The organism is Methylobacterium sp. Ger2507, from assembly GCF_055231875.1.
This window is the reverse complement of sequence record NZ_JBUYVC010000001.1, coordinates 626,163-652,539: the sequence shown is the minus strand read 5'-3', so window position 1 is coordinate 652,539 and position 26,377 is coordinate 626,163. Positions and strand designations below refer to the sequence as shown.

Below are 26,377 nucleotides of genomic sequence, written 5' to 3'. Positions count from 1 at the left end.
GCGCCGTGACATCGATTCAGCGCAGGCCGCGCGCCGCCATCTCCTCGGGGGCGAGCGGAGCGGCCTCCTGGCGCGCCAGCAGCGTCGCCAGGTCGAGCGGGCGGTAGTCGCAGGCATCGGCGCCGACATCGCAGGACCGGCTGGTATCCGGCAGGCAGGCATGGGTGTGGCCGTAGAGATGGCGGGTCTCGCGCCAGAAGCCGGGCCAGGACCGGTGCGGATAATGCGACAGGAAGAGCCGCCAGGGCCGCCCGAGGGCGTCCGCGACGGTGAGGCGGGCGCTCTCCACCGGCGGCTCGGCCCAGGGCAGTTCGAGGACCCGGTTGGTGTCGTGGTTGCCCCGCACCAGGCGCTTGATGCCGTTGAGGCGGGCGAACACCGCGGCGCAATGCGGGCGGCTGGCCCCGGCGGCGAAGTCGCCGAGGTGCCAGACCGTATCGCCGGGCGCCACCACCGCGTTCCAGCGGGCGATCAGGGCCTCGTCGTGGCCCTCGACCGAGCCGAAGGCGGAGCGGCGCCGCGCGACCAGGGGGGCATCGCCGAAATGGGTGTCGGCCGTGAAGAAGGTTGTCATCCTGCCGATCATCGCGTGTCCGGACGGGGCCAGATGGCGTTCCCCGGCCGGGCGGCAACCCGGTGCGCTGTCGCGCCCCGGATGAGGGGTGGCCGCTCAGGCCTCCGCCGCCGGGGCGATCAGGGGCGGGGTCTGCTGATGCTGGACCACCCGCCACACCTCGGGCGAGAGCCGGCGATAGGTCGAGGTGCAGTTGGCCTCGTAGGTCTCGTCGTCGCGGGAGGCCTTGGCGTGGTAGGCGATGACGATGAGGCCCTCCTGGGGTCGGGAGATCCGCCCCTCGGACAGTTCGACGCGGGACCAGCGCGGGGTGTCGGCCACCGCCTCGATCGCCTGGGCGCCGCCGAGCACGAAGGGGGGCTGCGGCAGCACCATCAGGCATTCCTCGTCGACGAGTTCGCGGTAGTGGTCGGCGTCGCCGACCCACAGGCTCTCCTCGAACGACCAGACGCGGGCATCATCCATCGGTGTCTCCTCGATCTGTCACGAATCGACAGGATGACGCCGCCTGGGAGCGGTTCGTTCCGTGGCGGTCCGCAGGTCGCGGTGCCCGCCCTACGCGTCGGCCGCGATGGTGAAGGCCATGCCGCGTCCGGGTCCGAGATCGGCATAGTCGACGAGGACGTAGCCGCGCTCGGCCAGGGCCGCGTCGAGGCTGTCGCGGTGCTTGCGGAAGGTCTGGCCGATCGCGAGTGGCGTCAGGCGCGGATTGGCCTGACGCAGGGGGTCGACCCCGATGGTGAGGGGCGCGCCCTCCCGGTCCGCGATCCGGATCAGCGCGGAGGCCAGGTCCGCCGCCTTCGTCTCCGCCGCCGATTTCGCCTTGAAGGCCATCCCGTCATCCTCGTCCCGCCCGCACCCATCCTAGACGTTTTTCGCCGACGGATCGCCACGCGGCCGGGGGTGCGGCGAACCGGCGCCGGCCCGCGCTTCGATCGGGTGTGAATCACAAAAAAGTGAGCGACAGCCGCGCCGCAACAAAGGATATTGATCTGTGTTGCGGAAGTATTCCGATCCAGAAAATCGTAAGTCCTCGTTTACGTAAGCGCTTGAGGAAGAGAAAAGATCTGGCCCGCTAAGAGGGGCGCATGATGCTTACCTTCGTCACGCTGATCGAGGCCCAGGCGTTCAGCTTCGTCCTGGCTGCCGCGACCATCTGTGCCCTCAGCGCCTGGCTGATGGTCCACCTGCTGCGCAGGGTCGAGGCGGCTCCGGCGGGACGCCCCATCTGGCTCGCCGGCACGGCCGTGGCGGCCGGCCTCGGCGTCTGGACCACGCATTTCATGGCGATGCTCGGATACCGGACCGACATCATCCTCGGCTACGATCCGGCCACCACGCTGGTCTCCGTCCTGATCGCCGTGCTGGCGGTCGGGCTGCCCTTCGGGCTCTCCGCCCTGCCGGCGGGCCGGGTCGGCCGGGGCCTCCTCGGCGCCGCCTCGGGTCTCGGCATCGGCGCCATGCACGTCACCGGCATGGCGGCCCTGGAGGGCTGCACCCAGAGCCAGTCGGTCTGGGCCAATGCCCTGGCCGGCCTCGTGGGGGCGACGCTGATGGCGGTCGCGCGCCTTCTGCCGGACCGGCGTTCGCCGGACGCGCCAGTGCCTGCTTCGCAGGGGCCTGCCTCGCAAGTGCCGGCTTCGCAAGTGCCGGCCTCGGATGGGTCCGGCTGGCGCAATTCCGGCCTCCTGGCCTGCGGCCTGATCGTGCTGGCGGTGTGCGGCACGCATTTCATCTCGCTGGCCGGCACCGTCGTAACCGGGCAGCGCCCCGACGGACATCTCTCGGACATCCAGGTCGCCCTCAGCCTGCTGACCGCGGCGGGTGCGGCGATCCTCATCCTGGGCGCCGTCGTGGTGCTGGCCGCGACCCGGCGATTCGAGGCCCAGGAGACGGCCCACCTGACCGTGCTGGCGACCGCGCTCCAGAACATGTCGAACGGCATCCTCAAGATCTCGTCCGGCGGCATCGTCGAGCTCTACAACCAGCGCCTCTGCACCATGCTCAACCTCGCACCGGACACCATGCGGGTGGGCATGCGGGTCGATGACTTTCTGGCCGCCACCGGCCGGGCCAACGGCTGGGATGCCGCGCGCGTCGCCCGGGTTCTGGAGAACCACCGGCTCTGGATGGAGCGGGCGGAGGAGACCCTGATCGAGCATCGCTTCGACGACGGCCGCATCCTGTCGATCGCCTGCCAGCCCGTCGCCGGCGGCGCCGTCCTGACCTACGACGACGTGACCCGGGACCGGCGCGCCCAGGAGGAAATCTCGCATCTGGCCTACCGCGATCCCCTGACCGGGCTGGGCAACCGGCGGGCGCTCAACGAGCGGATGCGCGCAGCCCATCGCGACGGCGAACGCGTCGCCCTGCTGCTGATCGACCTCGATCGCTTCAAGGCGGTCAACGACACCTTCGGCCATACGGTCGGCGACCAACTCCTGGTGGCGGTCGCGGCCCGGCTGCGCGACTGCGCCGGCGACGGTTTCATCGCCCGCCATGGCGGCGACGAACTTGCGATCCTGATTCCGGGCCGGGATGCGGATGCGAGCCAGGACCTGACGACCACCCAAGACCTGACGACCACCCAGGCCGTGACGACCGCCAACACACTGGCAACGGCCAACACCTTGGCAACCGCCAAGACGTTGGCGGACCGGATCGTGCGGGCGATCGAACGGCCCTACAGCCTCGACGGAGCCACGGTCGTGATCGGGTGCAGCATCGGGCTGTGCGTGCGGGCGGGCGACCCGAAAGGCCTCGCCGGCCCGGACGCCCCGGCCGGCCCGGACGACCTCCTGCAGCGGGCCGATATCGCCCTCTACGAAGCCAAGCGCCGCGGCCGCGGCCAGGCGGTCTGCTACGCACCCGGCATGATCGAGGCCCTGGCCGAGCGCGGACGCCTCGAGGCCGACCTGCGCGGCGCCCTCGTCCGCCAGCAGTTCCATCTGGTCTACCAACCGATCCTGTCCCTCGCGAGCGACCGGATCGTCGCGTTCGAGGCGCTGATCCGCTGGAACCATCCCCATCGCGGGCTGGTCTCGCCGGCCGATTTCATCCCGCTCACGGAGGAGAACGGCCTGATCGTGCCGATCGGCCGGTGGGTGCTGGAGCAGGCCTGCCGCGACGCCGCCGGCTGGCCCCCGGAGCAGCACCTCGCCGTCAACGTTTCGGCGGTCCAGCTGCGCTCGCCCCAGTTGCTGTCGCACGTCACCGAGGCCCTGGCCCGGAGCGGCCTGCCGGCGAACCGCCTGGAGCTGGAACTGACGGAAACCGCCCTCGTGGAGGATGGACCGCAGATCGCCCACACCCTGACGGCCCTGCGCCGCCTCGGCATCAAGATCGCGATGGACGATTTCGGAACCGGCTACTCGTCCCTCGTCCATCTGCGGGACCTGCCCCTCGACCGGATCAAGATCGACCGGAGCTTCGTCGCCGCGGCCCTGACCGACCGGCAATCCCTGGCGGTCATCCGGGCGGTGACCCAGATGGGCCGGGACATGGGCATCCCGACCCTGGCGGAGGGCGTCGAGACCGCCGAGCAGCTCGCGCTCCTGCGGACGCTCGGCTGCGACGCGGTCCAGGGCTACCTGATCGGCCGCCCGGCCCGCACGTCATCGAATTCTGCGTCGAACACTTCGTCGAACCCCGCGCCGGACCCGCTCGGCCGCGCGGCGTAGCGCCGGGTCCAGGCCGCCGTCATTCGGTCGCCGTGACCCCTTGCGCGAGCAGAAGGCCGGCCTGTGCGAGGACGGTTTCGCGGAAGCGCCATGCGCTGGCACGCGCGCGCTGGGAACGCTCCGGGCGAGGCCGGCCCGTCTGTGTGACGGACCGGCCCCGGACGGTGGAAACCCGGCGGGGTGCCGCGGCTTACGGCAGGTCGGCCAGGGAGGCCGGCCCGTTGCCCGGGGTGATCAGGGTCGGCCATTGGTGTGAGCCGAAGGGGACGCGCGGCGGCAGGTTCGTCGGCAGGCCGCGCGCCTTGGTCTCGGCCACGATGGTGTCGCGGGCGTCGCCTCCCATCAGCTCGTAATCCATCAGGAAGGCGTTGCCGAAGAAGGTCTCGCCGACGGTCCGGTCGGAGATGATCCGCGTCAGGGATTCCAGCATCTCGCCCGGCGTCGTGGTGAAGCCCATCGTCTCGATCAGCATCAGCCGCGCATTGATGTCCTCGGGCTTGAAGAACTGCGCCAGGGTGCTGAAGAGCACGTTGTTCTGGCGCGCGACGTAGATGGTGTTGCTGGCCGCATAGACCTTGCCCCAGTCGGGGCCGAGCTGCTGCTTCCAGTCGGAGAGCACGCCCATCCAGTGCTTGACCTGCATGTCGGCGGCCCATTGGATGGGACCCGGTCGAGCGTGAGCAGACATCGCTCCGCCCGTGGTTGAGCGTTCGGTCATCGGCACCCGGCGACGGTCGCAGGAGGGGCTGAATGCCTCGGCGGGTGATCCTTGGTTCTTCCTGGGTCGTCATCTCGGCGCGTCCTCCGGGACCGGAACCTTGACGGGATCCCGGGCGTCCCGATCCCGGAGGCGCGCCAAGGGCCGGCCGGCGCCCGGAGCGGAGCGAGCCCAGGGCGCGAATCGGCGGCAGGCCCGCCCTTCAGAATCGCGGTCCCTGGCTGTTGCCGTGCGCCCCGAGGCCGATCCCCGTATTGGCGCTGCGCCCCGAGCCGCCGCCCATGTTGCCCATGCCGCCATACAGGCTGCTGACGCCCTGCCGCTGAATGATGCCCAGGGGGTCGCGCCGGCGGTCGGCCTCGCTGCGGACGGCGTGTGGCGGCTGCTCCGTGATGGCGGGCAGGAACGGGCGGCTCTTGCGCCGTGCGGGCTCTCCCGCAAAGGCGGGCAGGGCCATGAGGATTGAGAGGGCGACGGAGATCGATGCGGCTTTGTTGATCACTATGATGAACCTCGATGCAGTTTGGCGTCACATCAAGGGAGACGGGCGGCCGGAATTGCCTATTCCGAGTGCTTAATGCATTCAAGATAGGCAGGTGCCTGAAGGCACGGATCGAAGCCGTCATCGGTCGAAAGGGTGTCGACCAGGGGATGAAGGCCGTGCGACGGCTCGGGAAGAGCCCGTTCGTCCCGATCCGGCCGGCACCGGAGGCGCGCACGTCATCGAGGGCCGGCCGCAATGCCGGGACAGCAACGCAGGCCTCACAGGTTCATCGCTTCGAGGACGCATGCCCGGACCGGTGTCGTGATGGTCGGACGTGATGGTCGGAATGGAGACACGCGCCCCCCGGCAATGTGACAACTGTACCCCTTTCCTGATCAGAAACAGTCCTTAGAACCGATCTCATCAGGAGACCGATCGGCGCATGAGCGACCACGACGACGGCGCGCGCATCGACGCCGAAATGACCAGCACGGTGCCGGGCTCCGATCCGTTCGCGGCCGCCGTCCGGGCCACCCGGATGCCGATGGTGATCACCGATCCGCAGCAGCCGGACAATCCGATCATCTACGTGAACGACGCCTTCGTGACGCTGACCGGCTACGCCCGCGACGAGATCGTCGGCCGCAACTGCCGCTTCCTGCAGGGGCCGGAGACGAACCTCGCCGACGTGGCCCGGGTGCGGGAGGCGATCGAGCGGCGCGTGACCATCGAGATCGACCTCAAGAACCACCGCAAGGACGGCACCGCGTTCTGGAACCGCCTCCTGGTCTCGCCGGTGTTCGACCCGGACGGCACGCTGACCTACTTCTTCGCCTCGCAATACGACGTGACCCTGGAGAAGGAGCGCCTCGTCCTGCTCCAGAAGGATCGCGATGCCCTGGAGGCGGAATCCGAGCGCCGCTCCCTCGAACTGATCCACAGCGAGGAGCGCCTGCGCTTCACACTCAAGGCCGGGCGCCTCGGCGCGTGGTCGCTCGATCTCGGCGTCATGCGGCTGCTGGCCTCCGACGGCTTCAAGGAGAATTTCGGCCGTCGGCCGGACGAATCCCTGACCTACGACGAGATGCTGGCCACGATCCATGCGGATGACCGGGACCGGAAGCTGGCCGCCACCGCCGCCGCCATCGACGGGCATTCCGACTACGACATCGAGCTTCGGGTGGTGACGCCCGGGGGCGAGATCCGCTGGCTCCAGATCCGCGGCCAGGCCTCCTACCGGGCCGACAACACGCCCCTGAGCATCGCCGGGATCAGCCTCGACATCACCGACCGCAAGCGCGCGGAGGAGCACCGCGACCTCCTGGCCAAGGAGCTGAATCACCGCATCCAGAACACCCTGGCGACGGTGCAGTCCATCGCGCGCCAGACCCTCCGGGGCGCCGCCTCCCTGGAGGAGGCCCAGGTCGCCATGGAATCCCGGCTCCGGTCCCTGTCGGCCGCGACCGAGATGCTGACCCGGGGCAGCGGCGACTGGGCGACGCTGACCGAGGTGGTGATCGCGGCGCTGCATCCCTTCGGGGTTGAGCAGGACCACCGCTTCAAGGTCGGCGGGCCGATCCTGCGCTTGGCGCCGCGGGTCGGCCTCGCCTTCGCGCTGGCGATCCACGAACTCGCGACGAATTCGGTGAAGTACGGTTCGCTCTCGCGGGATGCGGGGCGGGTCATCGTGAGCTGGGACGTGGTGGACGGATCGAGCCCGGCGCGGCTCTGGTTCCAGTGGCAGGAGGTGGGCGGCCCGCGGGTGTCGCGGCCGACCCGGACGGGCTTCGGCTCGCGCATGATCGAGCGGGCTCTGGCCCAGGAGATCGGCGGCACCGCCGAGATCGACTACCGGCCGCGCGGCGTCGTCTTCACGGCCGAAGCCCCCTTGCCCGAAATCACGCGCGATTGAGACCTTGAGCGATCAGGGTCGCGGACGATCGCGTTTCAGAGCAGTCAAGATTTCAGGCGAATGAAATCTTAAGTGATCAAGATTTCGTGCAGTCAAGATTTTTGGGGTCGAAATCACGCGCGATCAAGCGGCCGCGCGGAGCTTTTCGCGGCCTCGGGCGTATCGCCCAGATGGCAAGCACCCGATCCTCGTCCCCTCCGTCGTTCGCCCTGGTGGTCGAGAGCAACGCCCTCGTGCGGATGGACGCCGTGGACATCCTGGAGGATGCGGGCTTCCGGGTGCTGGACATGGCCACCGGCGACGCGGCCGTGGTGATCCTGCGCCAGCACGGCGCCGCCGTGACCCTGCTGTTCACCGCCGTCGGCCTTCAGGGCGCGCATGACGGCTTCGCCCTGGCCCGCGTCACCGCTGCGGACTACCCACATATCAGCATCGTGGTCGCCTCCGGCCACGAGACACCCGGCCCGGGCGATCTGCCGGAGACCGCCTGCTTCATCGAGAAGCCCTTCAGCGCCGGGATCGTCCACGCGCACCTGCAGCGCATTCTACCGGAGGACAGGAAGCCCGGGCCGCTGAAGGAGCAGGCGAAGCTCGACCGATAGTCCTATGTGTTGCAGCAGACATAATTCAAACGACCCGTAATATCCGCGACAGATGGTCGATCTTATCGTATGATTGTTGAAGTTTATCCCTATTCCAGAGCCCGTGTTTCATGCAGAGATTCTATTTCGACTTTGATTGTAATCACTTGCGTGTGGTCGAAGGCGACGCCTTCGACCTTCCGGATGCGGCTGCGGGCCGCGACGAGATCCTGAAGGCTCTGGCGGAGATCGTGAAAGACGCCTTGCCGAAGAACGATCAGCAGACGTTCCAGGCCTCCGTACGCGATGAATCCGGCCATCTCGCCTACACCGCGACCGTGACGATGACGGGCCTCTGGCACGCGCCGTACACGACCTGAGCGCCTCTCCTCCGACGACGCGTTCCCGGCCACCTTGCCGGCGGATCTGCTGATGGAGCGCGGCGCGGCTGGAGGGTCGATCCGGGTCGCCGCGGTGGGCGCGCCGGTGAAGGAGAGTGTGGCGTGAATCTTAACCGAACCGGGCCATCAAGCCTGCGGGGACCGGCGGCGGGGGGCACTGCGGAACCCTCTCCGACGCCGATCGCCGTTCGCGAATGCCAGGTCCTTCGATGCACACCGATGCCCGGTCGTTCAGCCTCCCGTCCTGGCGCCTCACGCGCTGGCTGACGGATGCGGGTCCCGACGTTCCCCTCGAGATCCGCGCGGCCCTGATCCGCAGCCTGTTCGGCACGTTTCCGATCTTCGCCGGCGGCGTTCTCAACACGATCGCGGTCTCGACCCTGGTGGCGCTCCGGCTGCCCCGGCCGGAATTCCTGATCTGGTGCGCCCTCGAATACACCATCTGCCTCACGCGCCTCGTCGTGCTGGTGATCGCCCAGCGTGCCGCGACCGCGCGGCGCCGGACACCAACGGATCTGTACCTGGTGCTCGGGCTCGCCTGGGCGGCCAGCGTCGGCTACGGCACCCTGATCAGCCTGATCAGCGGCGACTGGGTGGTGGCGACCCTGGCCTGCCTCTCGGCGGCCGCCATGGTGGGCGGCATCTCGTTCCGCAATTTCGGGGCGCCGCGCCTCGCCGGCGCGATGATCGTGCTGACGCTGGGCTGCTGCTGCCTCGCCGCGCCGTTCACCGGCGAGCCGATCCTGCTCATCACCTTCCTGCAAATCCCGTTCTACCTCGCCAGCATGAGCGCGGCGGGCTTTCGCCTGAACAAGCTGCTGGTGGCGACCATGCGGGCCGAGCGCGAGAACGCCTTCCGGGCCCATCACGACATCCTGACCGGCCTGCCCAACCGGGCCGGACTGGCGGAGGCGATCGAGGCGCGCGGCGATGCCCCGAAGGCGCTGCTCTACCTCGACCTCGACGGCTTCAAGACCGTCAACGATACCCACGGGCATGGGGTCGGCGACGCTCTGCTGCAATCCGTCGCCGATCGCCTGCGGGCGGGCACGGGGCCGGGCGACGTCGCCGCCCGGCTCGGCGGCGACGAGTTCGTCGTCCTGGCCGACGGCCTCGCCCCCTCGGCGCTGATCGGTTTCAGCGAGGCGATCGCGGCCCGGATCTCGGAGCCCTATGCCCTGGAGGGCGGCCGGACGGCACGGATCGGCGTCAGCATCGGCATCGCCCTGGCGCCCGAACACGGCACCGACCTGCCCCGACTGCTCTCCGTGGCGGACAAGGCCCTCTACGAGGCCAAGGCCCAGGGCAAGGCCCAGGGTGAATCCCGCTGTGCCATCGCACCACTGACGCGGGCCGCCTGAAGGAGGGCCGCTTCGAGGGATGGCGTCGGCGTGAAACAACCGAACGGATGCGCCCGCCGGTTCGCCTACGCGCCGGACCCGGATGGCGGCAGGCCCTGCTCGGGGGTCGGCACCACGCCGAGGCCGCCGGCCGCATCCGGCGGGGCGGCACCGAGACGGCGCAGCAGGGCTTCGTAAGTCTGGACGGCCGGGCCGTCGGGCTGGCGTTCCCGCGTGACCTCCAGGAGCTGGCGGACATCCGCGGCGAACCGGCGCTTGGCCTCGTCGCCGCCCGGGACCGTTTCGAACAGCCGGCCGATGGCGACCTCGTACAGGCCGGTCAGAAGTTCGAGCTTCTGAACCTCGCGCTCTCGAACCTCGCGCTCTCGCCCCTGGGGCGTCTGGACATCGTCCGCCATCGTCGGGATCAGGCCTGCCGTTCGAGCTGCTTGGCCAGCCGCTGAGCCTTGAGCCGCTCCGTCTTCTCGTCGCGCGCCTGGAGCGATTCCCGCAATTCGGACCAGGCCGCCTCGGCGACGCGGTCGCGCTCGGCAAGCTTGGCCGCCTTGGTCTCGATGCGGTCGACGACGTGGCTCGGCGGTGTCGGCATGGGCGCTCCTCATTCCTGCTCCCAAAGAAGATAGGGCAGCGAGCGCGGAAGTCTGCGTTTCGTGGTCAAGTCTGGGTTTCGTGGTGACGTCTGCAATCGGTGTTGCGGAAAGGATTCATCAACGCTGCGACGCCCGCGTGCCGGAAAAATCCGGAACAGACGGGAGCGGGCAGGATTTCTCCGATCATGTCGGATCGTGTCACGTCAGAGCTGGAAGTGGTCGTCGCACGCCTGAGGGCGGAGCAGGACGTTCTGCTGCTGGACGCCGAGGCCGACGAACGGCCTCCCTGTCAGGCCGTCCTCCAGCGGATCGTCGAACTGGAGACGAAGATCCAGTCGGTCGAAGACCTGATCGAGGATCGCTGAGGCCACGGCGTCGACCGACCGAACCCGCCGCGGCCGGAACCGGGCGGGCGTGAGAAGGCCAAAGCTTGATCAGGTTACGGCTCGATCGGGCTACGGCGCGATTGGGCTACGGCTCGATTGGGCTATGGCTTGGGCTTGATCATCTCGTAGCCCATGCGCTTCTCGCCGTTGAAGGCCCAGATGCTCTTGTAGCCACCCGCGTCGTCCTCGACGAGAAGTGCCGTTCCACTGGTGCCGTCGCTGGTGAAGCTCGCCGCCATGATCCGGGCGTCCCCCACGGCGTAGCCGGTGTACTTGTCTCCGGCAATGTTCCAGTTCAGCTTGAAGGTGTCCTTGCTGGTCTGGACGATGATCAGCGTGCCGGAATATTCGGTGTCCGGCTCTCCGTTGCTGCCCTTGACGCTGTAATTGCCGGCGCCGCCTGCCAGAGCAGGCAGACTCGCGCACAGCGCGAGGCCGAACACAGCCGATGTGCAGATCCTCGATGCAAATCTCTTCATGATAGCGATGCCCCCGATGACGTTGATCTTGTGCGCCCGAATTTTCGGGCTCCCGGACTTACGCGGCTGGACTTAACAAACCGAACGCCTGAGCCACGGCGACGCCATCGGTCCGGGTTCCGCCGGGTCTCCGTTGCCGCTTCGATTCTGAGATGGCCGCCACCGACACGGAGCCCACGGGAGGAAACCACGCCAGCAACCCGTCCGGCGCCCGGCGCTGCGCCGGCGCGGCCGTGATCTTCGTCATCAGGCGGATCAGGCTCTCGGCCGGTGCGTGGCCGGACGCCTGTTCGGCCCCCGGCACCCGGCGTGGGTCACCCTCCGGGGCGGTGCCGTCTCGCCCGGATGGCACGTCCGGGAGCTTCGGACCTATCCGGTCCGCATCACCGGCACGGGAATCGACGTGTGGATCGATGGGGGCCGCTGAGGCCTGCCCATCGCGGCGCCTCGTCCGTTCATCGTCAGCGCGCGGTCCTGAGACCGGCATAGCGCCCGACCGAGGCGTGACTGCCTCTGAAGCGGGGCGGTGTCATGACCGATGCGGGCCGCCCGGCCGATGCAGCCAGCCCGGTCGACGGCGGCTGCGTTCTCCCGGCGCGCTCTCCCGGAACCGAGGCGAGCAGCGCGCGCCGCAGAGCCGTCACCTCGCTGCGCAGCCGTGCATTCTCGCGCTCGACCTCTCCGAGGTGCAGGACGCCGGCCGGCGGCAGACCCCCGAAACGTCGGCGCCAGCGGTAGAAGGTCCCGACCGAGACATGCGCAGCGGCGCAGATCGCCGGGATGGCCGTTCCGTTCTCCGCCTCCCGCAACAGGAAGGCGATCTCTTGATCGGTATGTCGGGATCGCCGCATGCGCAGGAGCCAATCGAGTCGGTATCCGGAACGGCCTCCAGCAAGAAACGAACCGTCGGTCAATCGACGCGCAAAGGTGTGCCGTCCGGCCGATTGTGCAACTTTTGACGTTTGTCGCACCCGGGCGCACTCACCTTGAGCGGAACGCCTGGGTTTTACGCAAGGCACGGGCGCCGTGCAGCCTATTTGGCCTTCCTCCTCACGCCCTCAGCTCGGACAATCGCGGCGTCACGGAACGAGGCGAGAGCGATGGTCGAATTCACGAGACGCAGCCTTCTGGGAGCGGCGGCGGCCCTGGCCGCCCCGGCCCTCATCCGGCCGGCCTGGGCCGCCGACACGGTCAAGCTCGGTTGCCTGTTCTCGTCCTCGGGCACCATGGCCAACATCGAGGGCCGCCTGAACCACGTGGTGCGGATGGCGGCCGAGGGCCTCAACGCCAAGGGCGGCGTCAACGGCCGGCGCATCGAGGTGGTGACCTCGGACCCGGCCTCCGACTGGCCCCTCTACGCGCAGATCGGCCGGCAGATGCTGCAGCAGGAAAAGGTCGCGGCCCTGTTCGGCTGCTGGACCTCCGTCTCGCGCAAATCCGTCCTGCCGGTGGTGGAGCAGAACGACGGGCTGTTGTTCTACCCGCTGCATTTCGAGGGCGACGAGAACTCGAAGAACATCGTCTACGTGAACTCGCCCCCGGCAAGCTCGGTGCTGCCGGCGGTCGATTACCTGATGGGAGCCGAGGGGGTCGGCGCCAAGCGCTTCTTCATGATCGGCTCGGACTACGTCTGGCCGCGCACCATCAACAAGCAGCTCAAGGCCTACTGGACATCCAAGGGCGTGCCCGAAACCGCGTGGCGCGAGGAATACGTGCCGCTGGGCTTCTCCAACTTCCAGACCCTGGTCAACCAGATCCGCAGCTTCGCCGCGCAACCCGGTGGGCAGCCCATCGTGGTGCTCACCGTGGTCGGCTCGTCGATTCCCGATTTCCTGCGCGAATTCGCCAACCAGGGCATCCGCGCCACCGACGTGCCGATCCTCGGCCTCGACATGGTGGAGGCCGACCTCGAAGGCCTCGATACCGCGCCGCTGGTCGGGCACCTCAATTGCTGGGCCTATCTTCAGGCCGCCAAGGCCGAGGCCAACACCCGGTTCCTGTCCGAATGGGCGGCCTACGTGAAGGCCAAGTCCGTGCCCTTCAGCGCCGACACCGTCATCGACCCCATGGTCTCGGCCTATGACAGCGTCCAGCTCTGGGCGCTCGCCGCCGCCAAGGCCGGCAGCTTCGACGTGCCGGAGGTGCGCAAGGCCTTCCCGGGCCTCAGCTTCGCCGATCCGTCCGGCTACACCCTGACCATGGGGGCCGAGAACAACTACGTCGCCCGCGGGGTCTTCATCGGCTCGGTCAACGAGAAGCAGGGCTTCGACATCCTCTGGCAATCGCCCGACGCCCCCAAGCCCGTGCCGTTCAGCCCGTATGGTTGAGGGGGTGAGACGGCTCGGTCTCGTCGCCCTCCTGGCGTGGGGCGCAAGCCTGGTGATGCCGCCGGCCCTCGCGGCGGATGCGCCGCTCGAGCGCGGCCCCTTCGCCGCAGCCCTGTGCGGGGACGGCGCGGCGCAGACGAAGGCCGTCGAGGCCTTCCTGCACCGCGCCGCGGAGGCGGAGGCCGCCGAGATCTCCTGGGCCGGCGCGGCCTTGCGCGCGCTCCTCGACCGGCGCCTCGCCTGCCTCGGCGAGACCGCCCTGCTGCTCGACCGTGCCGGCGCCGCCGAAGGCGTCGAGGCCACCACCGGGACGGCGCGTCCGGCCGCGGGCGGGCGCTCCCCGGTGCTCGGCCTGCGCCAGCGCGCCCTCGTGGAGACCGCCTCCGGGGCGGCGGCCCTGCTGACCGGGCCGAGCGTCGAGGCGCGCCGGGCCGGCCTGTCCATCCTGGAGCGCCGCATCGGCGCCGTGCCGGAAGCGTTCCTCCTGCGCGCGGCCTCCGCCGAGACCGATCCCGGCCTCGGGGCCAGCCTCGCGGCCGTCGCGCAATCCGCCGCCCTGTCGTCGCCGGACCCGGCGCGCCGCCCCGCGGCGATCCGGGCCGTCTCGGAGGCGCCCTCGGGCGCGGCGTTCTCGCGGCTCTCCGCCCTCAAGGCCGACGCGGCCTACGGCAGCGATCCCGCCTTCCGCAGCGCCCTCGACGCCGCCCTCGCCCGGGTCGAGCGGGCCGTGTCCATCGGCAACGGTCTCGCCGTGCTCTACAACGGCCTGAGCTTCGCCAGCATCCTGTTCATGGCGGCCGCCGGCCTCGCCATCATCTTCGGGCTGATGGGCGTCATCAACCTCGCCCAGGGCGAGTTCATCATGATCGGCGCCTACGCCACCTACGGCGTGCAGGAGGTCCTCCGGCGTTTCGCCCCGGCCTGGCTCGATGCGTACCTGCTGGCCGCGATCCCGGTGGCGTTCCTGGCCTCGGCGGCGGTCGGCATCGCCATCGAGGCGCTGATCCTGCGCCACCTCTACCGGCGCCCGCTGATGAGCCTGCTCGCCACCTGGGCCGTGAGCCTGTTCCTCATCAACGGGGTACGGGTCGCGGTCGGATCGCAGAACCTGCAATTCGCCATGCCGTCCTACGTCAGCGGCGGCGTGCCGCTCTATGCCGACTTCGTGGTGACCTGGAACCGCCTCTTCGCCATCGCCTTCGCGGTCGCCACCCTGGCGCTGACCCTCGTGATCCTGAAGCGGACGCCGCTCGGGCTCGACATCCGCGCGGTGACGCAGAACCGCGACATGGCCGCCTGCCTCGGCATCCGCACCCGGCGGGTCGACCGGCTCGCCTTCGGCTTCGGCTCGGGGCTGGCCGGCCTCGCGGGCGTCGCCCTCTGCCCGATCTACAGCGTGAATCCCGGCATGGGCGCGAACTTCATCGTCGACAGCTTCATGGTGGTGGTGCTCGGCGGCGTCGGCACCGTCGCGGGCACCCTGGTGGCGGCGCTCGGCATCGGCAGCGCCAACGTGCTGATCGAGCCGCTCTACGGGGCGGTCGCCGCCAAGGTGATCGTGCTCGCCGGCATCATCCTGTTCCTGCAGCGCCGGCCCGAGGGCCTGTTCGCCCTCAGGCGCCGGCGATGAGCGGCGCCGTGGACCTGTCGCCGCGTGTCCCGGCCGTCCGGCGGATCGGCCCCGCTCTGGGAAGCGACCCGCTGCTGGCGAGCCTCGTCGTCCTCGTGCTGGCGGCGGCCCTCGGCCTCGTGCTGCTCCAGCCCGCCCCCTACCTGGTCAACATGGTCGGGCAGCTCGCGGCCTTCGCCATCCTGGCCGTCTCCCTCGACCTCGTCTGGGGCTATCTCGGCATCCTCAGCCTCGGGCACGGGCTGTTCTTCGCCATCGGCGGATACGTCTGCGCCATGCACCTGCTGGCCCATGCCTACGCGGTCACCGGCACGGCGCCGGACCTCATGCAGTTCATGGGCTGGAAGAGCCTGCCGGCCTACTGGACCGGCCTGACCAGCGCGCCCTACGCCCTGGTCCTGGCGCTGGGTCTGGCGGCGGCCGTCGCCTTCGTGTTCGGCCTTGCCTCGTTCCGCTCGCGGGTGAACGGCGTCTACTTCTCGATCATCAGCCAGGCGCTGGTCTACGTCGCCATGCTGCTGATGTTCCGCAACGATACCGGGCTCGGCGGCAACAACGGCATGACGGGTTTCTCCGTCCTGTTCGGCTGGCCGATGGGCAGCCCCGGCGTGGTCACGGGCCTCGCGGTGGCGGCCCTTCTGACCCTGGCGGGCGTGCTCGTCGGTGCCAAGGTTCTCGTGGCGAGTCCGATCGGCCGCCGCATGCTCGCCTGCCGGGACGACGAGGCGCGGCTGCGCACCCTCGGCTACAGCACCACCCGCCTGAAGCTCGGCATCTGGTGCCTCTCGGCCGTCATCGCGGCGCTGGCCGGCCTCCTCTACGTGCCCCAGGTCGGCATCATCAATCCGCGGGTGCTGAGCCCCGACCTGTCCATTGAGATCGCGGTCTGGGTCGCCATCGGCGGCATGGGCCGGCTCGGCGGCGCGGTGATCGGCGCCGTGGCGGTGAACGCCCTGAAGTTCTGGCTCAGCGCGGCGATGCCGGAGGCCTGGCCCTTCATCCTCTCGGGCCTCGTCCTCGCGGTGGTGCTGGGCCTGCCCAACGGGCTGCTCGACCTCGCCGCGCTCCGGCTCCGGCCCGCATCGCTCAAGCCCACATCGCTCAAGCCCACATGGCTTCGACGCGGAGGCGGACTTCGATGAGCGCCCTTGTGGTCGACAGCCTCTCCGTGGTGTTCGGGGCCTTTCGCGCCCTCGACGGCCTGTCGCTCGCCGTCGATGCCGGCGAGGTCCGGGCGGTGATCGGCCCCAACGGCGCGGGCAAGACCACGCTGCTCGATGCCATCACGGGGATCACCCGGCCGCGATCCGGGCGCATCGTCCTCGGCGACGGTCTCGATCTCACCCAGCACGGGGAGGCCGCGATCGCCCGGGCCGGCGTGCGGCGCAAGTTCCAGAAGCCGAGCGTCTTCCCGGCCCTGACGGTGCGCGAGAACCTGAGCCTCGGCTGCGGCCCCGGATGCCCGCCGGGCGCGCAGGCGGACCGCATCGCTGCGGCGCTCGCGGAGACCGGCCTGGAGGCCCGGGCCGGTGCGCTGGCCGGTGCCCTGGCGCATGGGGAGAAGCAGTGGCTGGAGATCGGCATGGTGCTGGCCTCCGAGCCGCGCGTGATCCTCCTCGACGAGCCGGTGGCGGGCCTGTCGGATGCCGAGACGGCCCGGACCGCCGAACTCATCGCCACCCTGCGCCGGCCCGATCGCGCCATCCTGGTGATCGAGCACGACATGGCCTTCGTCGAGGCGGTCGCCGACCGGGTGACGGTGCTGCACGAGGGCCGCACCCTGTTCGAGGGCGGCATGGCCGCCGCCCGGGCCGATGCCCGCGTGATCGAGGTGTTCCTCGGCCGATGAGCACGCCCTGTCCCCCCCGCCCGGCCGGCCTCGCGGTCTCGGGGCTCGACCAGCATTACGGCAGCGCCCAGGTGTTGCGGACCGTCGACCTCGCCGTCGCGCCCGGAGCCTGCCTCGCCGTGCTCGGCCGTAACGGCGCCGGCAAGACCACGCTGCTGCGCTGCCTGACCGGGCTGATCCCGGCGAGTGGCGGGACGATCCGTCTCGACGGCGCCGACATCACGCGCCTGCCCTCCGACCGGCGCGCCCGCGCGGGCCTCGCCATCGTGCCCCAGGGCCGCGAGATCTTCGCCGACCTCACCGTGGCGGAGAATCTGCGCGTCGCCGCGCGCGCGCACGGGCTGGAGCGCGGCGACGCCGTCGACGAGGCGATCGCCCTGTTCCCCGCCCTGCGCGACCTCTGGCATCGACCGGGTGGAAACCTCTCCGGCGGCCAGCAGCAGCAGCTCGCCATCGCGCGCGCGCTGGCGACGCGGCCGCGCGTCCTGCTCCTCGACGAGCCGACCGAGGGCATCCAGCCCTCCATCGTCTCGGCCATCGAGGGCGTGATCGCGGGTCTCAAGGGCCGGATCACCGTGGTGCTGGTGGAGCAGTACCTCGATTTCGCGATCCGCCTCGCCGATGCCTTCGTGGTGCTCGCGCGCGGAAGCGTGGTCGAGCATGGCAGCCGCGAAACCCTGAACCACGACGCCGTCTCGCGTCACATCACCGTCTGATCCGACACAGCAAGGACCCCGTATGTCGCAGCACCACGAGATTCCCGCGACCCCCGAAACCATGGCGCTGGGCTACTTCGACGCCGCCCTGCCGCCCGTCCTGGAGATCGCCTCCGGCGATACCGTGACGCTGCACTCGTTTCCGGCCGGCGGCCGGGAATCCCTGCACCCCGATCCCGCCCGCGTACCGGCCGATTATCGCCTCGCCCTCGACACGCTCGCGCAGGGACCCGGCCCCCACTTCGTCACCGGGCCGGTCCATGTGCGCGGGGCGGAGCCGGGCGACGTGCTCCAGGTCGAGATCCTGGACCTGAAATTCCGCATGGATTGGGGCTTCGTGGCGATCCTGCCGCTCCTCGGCACCCTGCCGGACGAGTTCACCGACTACGAGACCATCCACCCCGACATCGATGTGGCCCGCGGCGTCGCCGTGCTGCCCTGGGGTACGGAGCTGCCCCTCGATCCGTTCTTCGGCATCATGGGCACGGCGCCCCCCGCCGCCTGGGGCCGGGTCGGCACCCCGGTCCCGCGCGGGTTCGGCGGCAACATGGACAACAAGGAACTCAAGGTCGGCACCACCCTCTACCTGCCGGTCTACAATGCGGGCGCCGGCTTCTATGCGGGCGACGGCCACGGCGTGCAGGGCGACGGCGAGGTCTGCATCACCGCCCTCGAAACCGGCTTGACCGGCACCTTCCGCCTCACCGTGCGCAAGGACCTCGGCTATGCCTGGCCCTTCGCCGAGACGCCCACCGACCTGATGTCGATCGGCCTGCACGAGAGCCTCGACGAGGCGATGCGCCAGGCCGTGCGCGAGATGGTGCGGCACGTCTGCGATCGCACGAGCCTCACCCGCAACCAAGCCTACATGCTGTGCTCGCTCGCCGGAAACCTGCGCATCACCCAGACGGTGGACGGCAACAAGGGCGTGCACATGCTGATGCCGAAGAGCGCTCTCGCGTCGCCGGGGGCGTCGCCCGCGCCGACGCAGGCCGCGCCGAAGGGCTGAGCCGTCGAGGCCGGAAGCTCCCTTGGGCGCGAACCTTGCACGCGACTCAACCTTGCACGCGACTCACCTGTGCATGCGCGGTCGCCGGGTCGCGTATGATGCGATGGGGAGGAGGGACGGGCTCGGGACCGGATGGCCTCGGCGCGCGTTAGACCTGCATTCAGCCCCGCGAGAGAGCCCCGATGCAGACGAACCGACTGGCCGAGACCGAAGCGGTTCTGGCGCGCACCGATCAGGCCTGGCGTTCCGAGATGACGCGTCTCTACGGTCCGGACGGCGTGCTCCGGTTCGGCTACAGCCAGGAGGGCCGCGGCGCCGACGGCACGCCCGTGCGCCGGGCCTACGAGGCGCGCCGGCATGCGGTCGCGCTCTGGCGGCATGAGCGGCGGGTCGAAGCCTAGATCGCCCGGCGGCATCCTGGGGGCGTGCCGCGCCGATGGGGATGATGTCCGTCCTCGCCCTGTGGTCCGCGTACTGGGCGGCGATGTTCGCCCAGGTCGCCTATCTGCGATCCCTGGACGACGGCGAGGGCGTTTCCGGATTCTCGTTCCTGTCGAAAAGCCTTCTCGTCATCGGCGCAGCTCTGTTCCTGCTGGGCAGAGGGAGCGTGACCACGTGAGTCTCACCGGTCGGCCGAGCGATTGCGCCGGCCTCTGATCCGGCTGGACGGAACCGCCGGAAACCGGCCCCCGATCCGTCATGCGGGCGAGGACTCCGTCATGCAGGCGAGGACTCCGTCATGCAGGCGAGGGCGGTCGCCCCGTTGGCGCCCCGGATGCGCCCGATCTCCAGCGAAGCGTGACGCCGACGAGCAAGGCCGCTTCGGGGACGATCCTCACCCTCTCGCCTCGGGATGGAACCGCTGACGGAAGGCCATCCGCCACCGGCCACCCTTGCCCCTAAGCCTTTGAGCGAAAGGGTTCGATTAATTTGTCGGCCTGGCGGTACTCTTCTTTAACGAGAGAAATACTCTGCCGATTCAGACGATGGAACCAAAGGCAGTATTTGCTCTGTATTAACTTAGCCGTTCTCATGATCCGTCATCGATCGCAAGAAAGTCAGCGACCCATGGCGGACACGGCATTGTTTTCGGCTCAGTACACCTCCGGCACCGCAGGTGCGGATCGGATCGACCTCTCGTCGCGCGGGACGCGCGCACAACTGATTGCCGGCCAGGATGGTGACGACATCATCATCGGTGCATCAGGCAACGATACAATCAACGGTGGCGCCGGAAACGACATCATGACCGGCGGGCTCGGCGTCGACACCCTGACGGGCGGAGCCGGGGCCGACCGCTTCGTGTTCAGCAAGGCGGATCTCGCCGGTACGGCCACCCTGACGGGCGCCGCCCTCGACCGGATCACCGACTTCGAGGGCGCCGGCGTCGCCGGGGGCGATACCATCGTCCTCCAGGGCTTCGCCACCGATTCCAGTGTGGTCGAGGTCAGTCGGCAGGGCGCGCTGCACACCTACGAAATCCGCGAGCACGGCGTCGCCGTCGGCCGCTTCACCGCTGTCCATGCCGGAGAGGCGCTCACGTCAGGCGACTTCGTGTTCGAGGCGTCGGAGGCGTCCGTGGTCAAGCCTTCTCCGGAAGCGCTGATCACGCCGGCGGCGTCGAGCACGCTCGCGCCGGTGGTTTCCGCAACCGCACCGGTCAGTTCGAGCAGCGGCCCGATCGCACCCCTGGCGGCCCAGTACACCGCCGGCACCGCAGGTGCCGACCGGATCGACCTCTCCTCGCGCGGGACGCGGGCGCAGCTCATCGCCGGCCAGGACGGTGACGACATCATCATCGGGGCGTCGGGCAACGACACCATCAACGGCGGCGCCGGCAACGACATCATCACCGGTGGGCTCGGCGTCGACCTGCTGACGGGCGGGGCCGGAGCCGACCGCTTCGTGTTCAGCAAGGCGGATCTGGCCGGGACGGCCGGCCTGACGGGCACGGCCCTCGACCGGATCACCGACTTCCAGGGGGCCGGCGCCGCCGGCGGGGACACGCTGGTGTTCCGCGGCTTTGCCGCCGATGCCAACGTGGTCGAGATCGCCCGTCAGGGTACGCTGCACACCTACGAGATCCGCGAGCACGGCGCGGCCGTCGGCCGCTTCACCGCCGTCCATGCCGGGAATGCCCTCACGTCAGGCGATTTCGTCCTGGAGGATTCCGTGGCGCCCGAAACGCCGCCCGTGGTCGTTGCGCCCCCCGGGCCGCAGCCTCCCGAAGTGGCCGTACCGCCGGCGCCCCCGGAGCCGCCGGTCGTCGTCGCTCCGCCCGTCGTCACCCCGCCCGTCGTCGACCCGCCTGTGGTCGTCGCTCCACCCGTCGTGGTGAACGAGCCGGCGCGGGCCAGCGTGGCACCGACGAGCACGATCAAGGCCAACAATGCCGTCCAGGCCCTCAACGGCACGGCCGGGCACGACGACATCTGGGGCTGGGACAAGGGTGGTGCGGTCCTGACCGGCGGCACCGGCGACGACACCTATCACATCTGGCAATCGAGCGATCAGGTCGTGGAGGCGCCCGGCGGCGGCGTCGACACGGTCATCATTGCCTGGCGCGACTACACCCTGCCGGACAACGTCGAGAACCTGAGCTTCAGCAACGCCAAGAGCGGCACCGGCAACAGCCTCAACAACATGATCACCGGCGATGGCGGCGCCCAGACCCTCAACGGCAAGGCCGGGAACGACATCCTGACCGGCCGCGGCGGGGCCGATATCTTCGTCATCGCCAAGGGCGAGGGCAGCGACATCATCACCGACTTCGCCTCCGGCGTGGACAAGGTCCGCATGGAGGGGGTCAACCTGCACAGCTTCGCCGAGCTGAAGATGGCGGCCAGTCAGGTCGGGTCGGACACCGTCATCGCGCTCGGCGGCGGCGAGACGCTGACCTTACAGAACGTGGCGCTCACGAACCTCAAGGCCGGCGATTTCGCCCTGCCGGCGGACCCGTCGCATCCGGGCATGACGTTGAGCTTCGCCGACGAGTTCAACACCCTCAGTGCTTCGGCCAATGGCCAAGGCACGGTGTGGAAGAGCGCACTTGGCGTCGGCACCAGCCAGGATCGGACCCTGGGGTCGAACCACGAGGCGCAGTACTACTCGGACAGCTCGGTGGGCACGAACCCGTTCTCGGTCTCGAACGGCGTCCTGAGCATCACGGCGGCTCCGGATCACGACGGCAACCCGCTGGGCCTGGCCTACACCTCGGGCGTGCTCACCACGGCCAAGTCGTTCGCCCAGACCTACGGCTATTTCGAGATGCGCGCCGAGCTGCCGGCGGGCCAGGGCATGTGGCCGGCCTTCTGGCTGCTGAACGCCGACGGGACGTGGCCGGCCGAACTCGACGTTCTGGAGTTCCTGGGCCACGACAAGGACACCGCCTACGCCACGGCGCATTCCTCGATCGGCGGTCACACCCTGACGAGCATGCCGGTGCAGACGGAAGACCTGACGGAGGGCTTCCACACCTTCGGCGTCAACTGGCAGAAGGACACGCTGGAATGGTACATCGACGGTGCGAAGGTGGCCGAGACGGCAACGCCGGCCGACATGCACAAGCCGATGTACATGGTCGTCAATCTGGCGGTGGGTGACACCGGCAGCTGGCCGGGCAAGTACGACGCCTCCATGCCGACCACGCACCTCGACGTCGATTACGTCCGGGTCTGGGCCAACGACGCCATCCACTGAGATCCGCGCGCTCGACGACCCCGATGCGCGAACCGGCGCGGTTCCCGCGCCGGGACCGGTACCGGCGGGCGGTCCCCGTCTGCCGGCGGGATCGGTGCAGCGCTGCGCCCGTGACGCTGGAAACGCAAGACGGCTCCGACGCAGGACGCGCCGGAGCCGGTCAGGTCGCTCTCGCGCGAGAGCAGGGTCAGGAGCAGGGTCAGACGATCAGGATGTGCCCGGCATCGAGGGTCGACAGGCTGAGGTTCAGAAGCTCCATCGTGTCCGAGCCATGCGTGATCACCACGTCGTCGATCGCGCCGTCATGATCGGCATCGACGAGGTGGCTTGCGGATTGGACGGCCGCGACGCTGGTGAAATCCGCCTTGGAGATGCGGAGCAGGTCCTTGTCGGAGCCGGAACCGCCCTGGAAGTCGAGCACCCGGTCGTGGCCCGACCCGAACACGAAGATGTCCGAGCCCGCACCGCCCTTCAGCACATCGTTGCCGGCGCCGCCGTCGAGGGTCTGACGCCCGGCACCGCCCTGGATGACGTTGTCGAGGCTGTTGCCGGTGGCCGTGGTGTTGGCACCGAACGCGAACAGGTTCTCGACATTGGCGGCCAGGGTATGGTTGGCATAGGCGATGACCGTGTCGGTGCCGCCGCCGCTGCTCTCCACCACCTTGTCCTTCGAGACGTAGTAGGTGTCGTCGCCGGCGCCGCCCGTCAGCGTGGAGGTGCCGTTGCCTCGGAGCGCATCGGCGCCCGATGTGCCCGTGAGGGTCTGGTAGCTTCCGCTGGCGACGAAGCCCTTGGTCGCGACAGCGCTCTCGTAGAGGGGCTTATCCTCGGCATTGAGCGCGAACAGGGTGCCGCCGGTCGGGCTCTTGTCCGGAGAGGAGGGGGCGGGCGTCGGGGTGACCGGAGTTGTCGGGGCGGCCGCGGTGCCGTCACCGGAATAGACGTGGATGTAGTCGATCTGCATCTTGGACGGAAACGTCGTCGTGGCGTCCGGATTGCCCGGCCAGGTCCCACCGACCGCGAGATTGGCGACCATGTACATCGGCTTGTGCAGGTCGGCCGGGGTGGCGATCGAGGCGACTTCCAGGCCGTCGAAGTACCAGCGGATGGTGTCCTTCTGCCAGTCGACGCCGTAGGTGTGGAAGCCTTTGGTCATGTCGGCGACGGTCGAGCCGATCGAGGTTTCGACCAGCGATCCCGTCTGCATCGACCGAAGCGTGGTCACCAGCGAGGTCGGCTTGCTTCCGACCACCTCCATGATGTCGAGCTCGGGGGGCCAGGTGCCATCCTGCGGCATCAGCCAGAAGGCCGGCCACAAACCCTGCCCGGCAGGAAGCTGGGCGCGCATCTCGAAATACCCATAGGTTTGGGAAAACGATTGATGCGACTGGATCATGCCGGACGTGTAATTGTAATTATTGATATAGGGCTTGATCGCGGCCGGAGCTTTCGCGGCAGTGATTTCAAGGACGCCGTTGTTGATCGTCCAGGGCTTGACCGAAGCGGTCGGCGTGTAGTTGCTGTTGATGTACCATTCCAGCTCTTTGTTGCCGGCCAGTGTGCTGCCGTTGACGTTGAGCGAAGATCCTGCCTGGGTCGTCTCCCAGGTTCCCGACTTGCCGTTCCACAGGCTCAGGCTGTTGAACTCGTCCGCGAAGGTCAGGGTGCGGCCCGCGGTCGATACCGGAAGCTGGAAATCGTCCGCGGTGAAGTCTGCAATCTTGTGGTTGCGGAAGATGAGCGACTCGCTCCCGCTCAAGGCCAGCTTGACGTCCGATCCGACCTGCGACATGGCCGACTTCACCTGGGCGAAGCTCGTCAGGCTGTAGCCGTCGAGCCGCGCCAGGTCGCCGGCCCCGCTCGTCTGGAAATCGACGATCACATCGCTGCCGTCGCCCTTCGTCACCAGGAAGGTGTCGCGCCCGCCGCCGCCGATCAGGACGTCGTTGCCCAAGCCGCCGTCGATCGTCTGGGCGCTGCTGTCGCCGCGGATGATGTTGGCGAGGCCGTTGCCCTCGACGCGGGCGATGCCGTTGATGTTCAGATTCTCGATGTTGTCGGCCAGGACGTAGTCGCGCCACCAGGTGGTCACGGTGTCGACGCCGCCCCCGGCCGCTTCGATGGGCTTCGTCTTCAGGTCGGGCAGCGCGTAGCTGTCGTCGCCTGCCCCCCCGGCCAGCGATGACACGGTGTTGGCCTTACCGGAAAGCGAGTCGGCGCCGCTGGTGCCGTTGAGGGTCTGACCGCCATAGGAAGTGGTGAACCACTTCGCCGGAGATGTACTGTCTCTCAGTGCAACACCAGATGAATTGAGCCAACTTGCCATACAACCTCACAATAGTGGTGAACGAATACGCAGGTCCAAGTCACGGATACGCGCTCAAAATGGCTAACAAACGATTGATGGTGCGATCAAGGTCGCTGTTCCTAAAAGGGCACACCCCCGCAGGAATCTGAGTGTCGAACAGCGGCTAAGCCTTCGTCGGACGCGAAGGGTCGTGCCGGCTCGCACGGGCGGGTCGCAAGCGCCATCGCGGCGGCCTCCCGCGTCACCCCCAAAGGCGCCCGCACGGCCCGAGCGGTTCCGGCGGCCGCCCGCGATGTCGTCGGCGACGCCGGCCGCCAGCGCGCGGCGCATGCGAAGGCCGATTTGAGGGGGCGGCCCGGCGGGGGAGGGGCCTGCCGGGCCTGCCAGCGATCGCCCGGTGCCGGCGCGGCCGATTCGGTGGCCGGACCTCGGGCCTCGATGCGTGCCCGCGCGGGGCCGGCCCCGGCACTCCGAAGCCCGGCGAAGGTCGCCGCTGCGGCCTCCGTCCGGGTTGTACGGCACGTCTGCAGCCGGGGGCGACAGGGGATGTCCGACAATTCCAGGGGCCCGCGCAGGCAAACGGCAGCTTGGGACTTTCGGTTTGGCGTGAACCGTCCTCCCCGAAGGCCGTTTTCACCTCCACAGGAGGGACCGTCATGACCGTCGTCGCGTCGAACAAGATCTGGCTGGAGGGCAGTGCCGCGCGGAGCGAGGGCCAGCCCGTCTCCGCCAACCCGTATCCGGCGGGATCGCAGGAGAGTGCGGACTGGCTGGAAGGGTACACGACCGTCGAGGCCGAGCAGCTCGTGGCCAGTCCCGAGCCTGGCGAGAACATCTAGCCTTCGGCGGATCGGTCGCCGTTGCGGTTCGATCAACGAACGCAACGGCGCCGATGCAACGCGCGATCGCAGAAGGACCGCTCGACCCGAGGGCGGGACCGGTCCGCCTGGGCGATCCCCCGAACCGATGCAGGGCGCCGTCCCGGCTTGCCGCGCACCTGCGATCTGCCTCTGCCCGGCCGAAATCTCCCGTCCCGTGCCCGATCACGCGCCGCTGCGCGGCGGCTCGCAGGCCTCACGCTGACCGTCGCGGTCGCGAAATCGGCGGGGCGGAGACCCCTTCCCGCACCGCGCGAAAGTTCCTCCACAGCTCGGAAACATGCTTCGGACCCGTTTGGTCGGACGCGCGTTCGCTGCTCACCAGCGTTTGGATAGAGGAACACCGCCATGACCGACACCAGTCAGATCCAGGAGCACATGCCCGTCGTCGGCTCCGATGGCGGACATGTCGGAACCGTGGATCACCTCGACGGGCAACGCATCAAGCTCACCCGCACCGATCCCGAGGCTCAGGGCCAGCATCACTTCATCCATATCGACTCGATCGCCGCCGTCGAGGGCGGCGAAGTCCGGCTGAATCGCACGACCGCGGAAGCCAAGGATGAGTGGGGCACGGCCGAGTAACACGATCCTGTCCCAGGGTAGGGAGCCGATGGCCCCCTACCCCCATGGGCGACGGACGGCTTATCGCCTGGTCCCGCAAAGTATTTTTGCGAAGTCCGAAAAGTTAATTTTTGGACAGCATTGCTGATTTTGGGCGGCCTGCACTCAGGACATGTCTTTCTTCGGTCATCATTGGCCCCGTGCCCTTGCAAAGCTGCGATATAGTGGTCA

At 69.0% G+C, this 26,377-nt stretch carries 28 protein-coding genes; 17 read left to right on the top strand and 11 right to left on the bottom strand.

The features are described from left to right. Positions 1 to 16: 16 nt before the first annotated feature. The 3 genes from ACV7NL_RS03055 to ACV7NL_RS03045 form a co-directional block, all read right to left on the bottom strand. Complete coding sequence (locus tag ACV7NL_RS03055) at positions 17 to 574, bottom strand: metallophosphoesterase (protein ID WP_247635175.1); 558 nt, start codon at positions 572 to 574, stop codon at positions 17 to 19. A 96-nt stretch (positions 575 to 670) separates the two neighbouring features. Next, the gene (locus ACV7NL_RS03050; protein WP_056485270.1) at positions 671 to 1,039 is read right to left on the bottom strand and encodes a DUF4440 domain-containing protein; all 369 of its coding nucleotides are present in this window, start codon (positions 1,037 to 1,039) and stop codon (positions 671 to 673) included. A gap of 90 nt (positions 1,040 to 1,129) precedes the next feature. Then, positions 1,130 to 1,408, bottom strand: coding sequence for a hypothetical protein (locus tag ACV7NL_RS03045; RefSeq protein WP_056185686.1), 279 nt, complete (start codon positions 1,406 to 1,408; stop codon positions 1,130 to 1,132). A gap of 254 nt (positions 1,409 to 1,662) precedes the next feature. On the opposite strand from ACV7NL_RS03045, the gene ACV7NL_RS03040 reads away from it, so the two are divergent. Then, on the top strand, positions 1,663 to 4,254 hold the full coding sequence (locus tag ACV7NL_RS03040) for a putative bifunctional diguanylate cyclase/phosphodiesterase (protein ID WP_463354885.1): 2,592 nt from the start codon (positions 1,663 to 1,665) through the stop codon (positions 4,252 to 4,254). A gap of 190 nt (positions 4,255 to 4,444) precedes the next feature. Here the strand turns inward: ACV7NL_RS03040 and ACV7NL_RS03035 are convergent, their stop codons facing one another. Together ACV7NL_RS03035 and ACV7NL_RS03030 are read right to left on the bottom strand one after the other, a co-directional pair. Next, a complete protein-coding gene (locus ACV7NL_RS03035) occupies positions 4,445 to 4,942 on the bottom strand; it encodes a hypothetical protein (RefSeq protein WP_463354884.1) in 498 nt (165 codons plus the stop codon). A gap of 232 nt (positions 4,943 to 5,174) precedes the next feature. Continuing rightward, a complete protein-coding gene (locus tag ACV7NL_RS03030; protein ID WP_463354883.1) occupies positions 5,175 to 5,474 on the bottom strand; it encodes a hypothetical protein in 300 nt (99 codons plus the stop codon). Between the two features lie 424 nt (positions 5,475 to 5,898). Here ACV7NL_RS03030 and ACV7NL_RS03025 point away from each other — a divergent pair, with 424 nt between their 5' ends. The 4 genes from ACV7NL_RS03025 to ACV7NL_RS03010 all read left to right on the top strand — a co-directional run bounded on the left by ACV7NL_RS03025 (position 5,899) and on the right by ACV7NL_RS03010 (position 9,711). Then, the gene (locus ACV7NL_RS03025; protein WP_463354882.1) at positions 5,899 to 7,368 is read left to right on the top strand and encodes a PAS domain S-box protein; all 1,470 of its coding nucleotides are present in this window, start codon (positions 5,899 to 5,901) and stop codon (positions 7,366 to 7,368) included. A 170-nt stretch (positions 7,369 to 7,538) separates the two neighbouring features. Beyond that, positions 7,539 to 7,970 carry a response regulator gene (locus tag ACV7NL_RS03020; protein WP_056185700.1) on the top strand — a complete coding sequence of 144 codons (432 nt, stop codon included), beginning with the start codon at positions 7,539 to 7,541 and terminating at the stop codon, positions 7,968 to 7,970. Positions 7,971 to 8,080: 110 nt separating this feature from the next. Beyond that, the gene (locus tag ACV7NL_RS03015; RefSeq protein ID WP_463354881.1) at positions 8,081 to 8,329 is read left to right on the top strand and encodes a DUF6894 family protein; all 249 of its coding nucleotides are present in this window, start codon (positions 8,081 to 8,083) and stop codon (positions 8,327 to 8,329) included. Positions 8,330 to 8,559: 230 nt separating this feature from the next. Continuing rightward, positions 8,560 to 9,711 carry a GGDEF domain-containing protein gene (locus tag ACV7NL_RS03010; protein ID WP_247635181.1) on the top strand — a complete coding sequence of 384 codons (1,152 nt, stop codon included), beginning with the start codon at positions 8,560 to 8,562 and terminating at the stop codon, positions 9,709 to 9,711. A gap of 65 nt (positions 9,712 to 9,776) precedes the next feature. Here ACV7NL_RS03010 and ACV7NL_RS03005 read toward each other — a convergent pair whose 3' ends face one another. Further along, the gene (locus ACV7NL_RS03005; protein ID WP_463354880.1) at positions 9,777 to 10,109 is read right to left on the bottom strand and encodes a hypothetical protein; all 333 of its coding nucleotides are present in this window, start codon (positions 10,107 to 10,109) and stop codon (positions 9,777 to 9,779) included. A gap of 8 nt (positions 10,110 to 10,117) precedes the next feature. Then, positions 10,118 to 10,300 (bottom strand): hypothetical protein, encoded by a 183-nt coding sequence (locus ACV7NL_RS03000; protein WP_056185710.1) that lies wholly within the window; start codon positions 10,298 to 10,300, stop codon positions 10,118 to 10,120. A gap of 186 nt (positions 10,301 to 10,486) precedes the next feature. Between ACV7NL_RS03000 and ACV7NL_RS02995 the strand changes: the two genes are divergently transcribed. Further along, the gene (locus ACV7NL_RS02995) at positions 10,487 to 10,666 is read left to right on the top strand and encodes a hypothetical protein (RefSeq protein ID WP_463354879.1); all 180 of its coding nucleotides are present in this window, start codon (positions 10,487 to 10,489) and stop codon (positions 10,664 to 10,666) included. A gap of 122 nt (positions 10,667 to 10,788) precedes the next feature. Here ACV7NL_RS02995 and ACV7NL_RS02990 read toward each other — a convergent pair whose 3' ends face one another. The 3 genes from ACV7NL_RS02990 to ACV7NL_RS02980 form a co-directional block, all read right to left on the bottom strand. Further along, a complete protein-coding gene (locus ACV7NL_RS02990; protein WP_463354878.1) occupies positions 10,789 to 11,130 on the bottom strand; it encodes a hypothetical protein in 342 nt (113 codons plus the stop codon). 94 nt (positions 11,131 to 11,224) lie between these two features. Continuing rightward, entirely contained in the window at positions 11,225 to 11,518 is a 294-nt protein-coding gene (locus tag ACV7NL_RS02985; RefSeq protein WP_463354877.1) for a hypothetical protein, read from the bottom strand. A gap of 109 nt (positions 11,519 to 11,627) precedes the next feature. Then, positions 11,628 to 12,017, bottom strand: a complete 390-nt coding sequence (locus ACV7NL_RS02980) for a transposase (protein WP_056486050.1) — start codon at positions 12,015 to 12,017, stop codon at positions 11,628 to 11,630. Between the two features lie 249 nt (positions 12,018 to 12,266). On the opposite strand from ACV7NL_RS02980, the gene ACV7NL_RS02975 reads away from it, so the two are divergent. From ACV7NL_RS02975 to ACV7NL_RS02935, 9 genes are all read left to right on the top strand, one after another. Next, a complete protein-coding gene (locus tag ACV7NL_RS02975; RefSeq protein ID WP_056185722.1) occupies positions 12,267 to 13,493 on the top strand; it encodes a transporter substrate-binding protein in 1,227 nt (408 codons plus the stop codon). 4 nt (positions 13,494 to 13,497) lie between these two features. Then, complete coding sequence (gene urtB / locus ACV7NL_RS02970) at positions 13,498 to 15,123, top strand: urea ABC transporter permease subunit UrtB (protein WP_463354876.1); 1,626 nt, start codon at positions 13,498 to 13,500, stop codon at positions 15,121 to 15,123. Further along, positions 15,120 to 16,265: an urea ABC transporter permease subunit UrtC gene (gene urtC / locus ACV7NL_RS02965; protein WP_056485247.1), complete on the top strand. Its 1,146-nt coding sequence runs from the start codon at positions 15,120 to 15,122 to the stop codon at positions 16,263 to 16,265. The genes urtB and urtC overlap by 4 nt, the downstream gene beginning before the upstream one ends. Further along, the gene (locus tag ACV7NL_RS02960; protein WP_056485245.1) at positions 16,262 to 16,972 is read left to right on the top strand and encodes an ATP-binding cassette domain-containing protein; all 711 of its coding nucleotides are present in this window, start codon (positions 16,262 to 16,264) and stop codon (positions 16,970 to 16,972) included. Before urtC ends, ACV7NL_RS02960 begins: the two co-directional genes overlap by 4 nt. Beyond that, the gene (gene urtE / locus ACV7NL_RS02955) at positions 16,969 to 17,688 is read left to right on the top strand and encodes an urea ABC transporter ATP-binding subunit UrtE (RefSeq protein WP_056485243.1); all 720 of its coding nucleotides are present in this window, start codon (positions 16,969 to 16,971) and stop codon (positions 17,686 to 17,688) included. Before ACV7NL_RS02960 ends, urtE begins: the two co-directional genes overlap by 4 nt. A 22-nt stretch (positions 17,689 to 17,710) precedes the next feature. Next, a complete protein-coding gene (locus ACV7NL_RS02950) occupies positions 17,711 to 18,697 on the top strand; it encodes an acetamidase/formamidase family protein (protein WP_056485241.1) in 987 nt (328 codons plus the stop codon). Positions 18,698 to 18,879: 182 nt separating this feature from the next. Next, positions 18,880 to 19,098, top strand: a complete 219-nt coding sequence (locus ACV7NL_RS02945; RefSeq protein ID WP_056185735.1) for a hypothetical protein — start codon at positions 18,880 to 18,882, stop codon at positions 19,096 to 19,098. Between the two features lie 41 nt (positions 19,099 to 19,139). Continuing rightward, positions 19,140 to 19,316 carry a hypothetical protein gene (locus tag ACV7NL_RS02940; RefSeq protein WP_200935884.1) on the top strand — a complete coding sequence of 59 codons (177 nt, stop codon included), beginning with the start codon at positions 19,140 to 19,142 and terminating at the stop codon, positions 19,314 to 19,316. A 449-nt stretch (positions 19,317 to 19,765) separates the two neighbouring features. Continuing rightward, a complete protein-coding gene (locus tag ACV7NL_RS02935; protein ID WP_463354875.1) occupies positions 19,766 to 22,396 on the top strand; it encodes a family 16 glycosylhydrolase in 2,631 nt (876 codons plus the stop codon). Positions 22,397 to 22,595: 199 nt separating this feature from the next. Here ACV7NL_RS02935 and ACV7NL_RS02930 read toward each other — a convergent pair whose 3' ends face one another. Next, positions 22,596 to 24,722: a family 16 glycosylhydrolase gene (locus tag ACV7NL_RS02930; RefSeq protein WP_463354874.1), complete on the bottom strand. Its 2,127-nt coding sequence runs from the start codon at positions 24,720 to 24,722 to the stop codon at positions 22,596 to 22,598. Positions 24,723 to 25,360: 638 nt separating this feature from the next. Between ACV7NL_RS02930 and ACV7NL_RS02925 the strand changes: the two genes are divergently transcribed. Further along, on the top strand, positions 25,361 to 25,543 hold the full coding sequence (locus ACV7NL_RS02925) for a hypothetical protein (protein ID WP_056181925.1): 183 nt from the start codon (positions 25,361 to 25,363) through the stop codon (positions 25,541 to 25,543). Between the two features lie 387 nt (positions 25,544 to 25,930). After that, on the top strand, positions 25,931 to 26,167 hold the full coding sequence (locus ACV7NL_RS02920) for a DUF2171 domain-containing protein (protein ID WP_056181921.1): 237 nt from the start codon (positions 25,931 to 25,933) through the stop codon (positions 26,165 to 26,167). The last annotated feature ends 210 nt before the right edge of the window (positions 26,168 to 26,377 follow it).